This is a genomic window from Streptomyces sp. NPDC002265 (genome assembly GCF_040296125.1).
In the GTDB taxonomy this organism is placed as follows: domain Bacteria; phylum Actinomycetota; class Actinomycetes; order Streptomycetales; family Streptomycetaceae; genus Streptomyces.
Window position 1 is genome coordinate 1 of record NZ_JBEOWS010000723.1, and the last position, 1,079, is coordinate 1,079.

At 69.5% G+C, this 1,079-nt stretch carries 1 protein-coding gene; it reads right to left on the reverse strand.

The window, feature by feature from the left end; translation table 11 throughout:
* Nucleotides 1-306: 306 nt before the first annotated feature.
* Nucleotides 307-567, reverse strand: coding sequence for a hypothetical protein (locus ABT085_RS46550; RefSeq protein WP_351623320.1), 261 nt, complete (start codon nucleotides 565-567; stop codon nucleotides 307-309).
* Between the last annotated feature and the right edge of the window lie 512 nt (nucleotides 568-1,079).

Consider the following 1,079-nt stretch of genomic DNA (forward strand, 5'->3'; position numbering starts at 1 on the left):
GCCGGGCGCAGGGGGGATGCCAGGGGGCAGGCGGCACACGCGCGGCCGGTGGGACGGACTTTGCTTCGGTCGGCGGGCCGTCACCGGTGCTGCGCACAGGTTTGGGCACGGGCCGGGCGCGCCGTCGCGACGTGCACGTGCCCGCGGCGATCATGCGGGCTGCGCTGTCCGGGACCCCTGGTCATGAGCCTGGTGCAGGCTGTCCGCATCTTTTCGTCCGGCCGCATCGGGCCGGGGACGGATAAGGGTTCGGCATCTCATTGCGGCGGGCGGATCATTTTTCTGCTCGGCGCGGGGTGTGCCGGTTCACCTTCTGAAGATTGTCAGGCTTGCGCCGCTCACCTCGATGTGGCGTTCCTCCAGCCTTTCGCCGCAGCACAAGGCGGTGAGACAGGTCCGGAATAGTCTCATCTCGTCTACGCTGAGAACCGCCAGAGCCATGTTCATTACATCATCCAGGGCTGCGGCCGTCAGGCTTTCCGGCAGTTCTCCGGAGAGCAGGATCACAGGCTCGCCTGTGGTACCGCGTACAACAGCTGTGGTGGATGATCCTTGGACGACGAACACGTGGACCCTTCCAACGACACTTCACTAGGAAACCCGCTCGGCCTGGGTGGAACAAGAGGGTAGCGACAAAAAGCCCCTCTTTTGCATCCATTGGTCCGACTTGGAATCCCGGGTGCGGTCCGGGAAAGGGGTGCGGCGCCGGCGTCCGCTCTCTTGGCCCGCGGAAGCACGGGGGCGGGACGGGGGCCGGGGCGCCGGCCGGCGGCGGCACCTGACGCGGTGCCGTCATGGCTGGTCACCGGCGCCGTGATCCTGGCGTCACCGTTCACGGTGGCGCAGTGTGCGGGCCGGGTGCGGCTTCGGGGCCGGTGATCGTGCTGTGCCGGGAGGGCGCCGGCACAGCAGTGCCCGTGGGGGTGGGCCTGGGGTGTCGGGTACGGCGTCATCGGTTTGTGCGTCGTGCCGTGCCCGGGCCGGCACAAGGCCGCCCGCACCGCTTTGTGGCGCCCCGAAGGTTCTGCCCCCCCCGTGGCCCGTTCGGGCCGCGTCCGGTCCGGCCGGCTGGGGCCCGG